Consider the following 447-nt stretch of genomic DNA (forward strand, 5'->3'; position numbering starts at 1 on the left):
AAAGCCGTAGTGCCTCAGATCCTTCCTCTTTACTCTAAACATCTCGTTCTTTCTTCGTTTGCTTCGAGATAGGTCGACGAATAAGTTAGAGAAATTGCGATTAACAAGGGCAAAATACCCCGCCGTCATTCGAATAAAAAAGGGAATCTGCTTTTCGGTTTAATGGAAAAGAGTTGGCAAGATTAAGCCCGACTAAGCATGACACAAGAATAAAAGTAGTTAGCAGCCGTCAGTGACAGAACCATAAAGAGAATCTTTACCCTCAACTTTAGGGTGGTAGTAATACGCGTAGCATCTATCCGCTATTTTGAAGCCTTCTGGCCAAATGAATACCATTTTAGCGTTACTCGGAGCGGGTTTAGTCACAGCGTCAGGTAAGATGCTCTGACTGATATTATTAACGGTTTGGTTACCTACGCCACACAGCGAGTAATCAGAACACACTGA

General features: G+C 42.5%; 1 pseudogene. It reads right to left on the reverse strand.

The window, feature by feature from the left end:
• Positions 1–219: 219 nt before the first annotated feature.
• Positions 220–447: pseudogene (locus AB4585_RS22970) on the reverse strand (prepilin-type cleavage/methylation domain-containing protein); the annotation flags it as partial.

This window comes from Vibrio sp. 10N.222.49.C9 (assembly GCF_041474985.1).
GTDB lineage: Bacteria > Pseudomonadota > Gammaproteobacteria > Enterobacterales > Vibrionaceae > Vibrio > Vibrio crassostreae_C.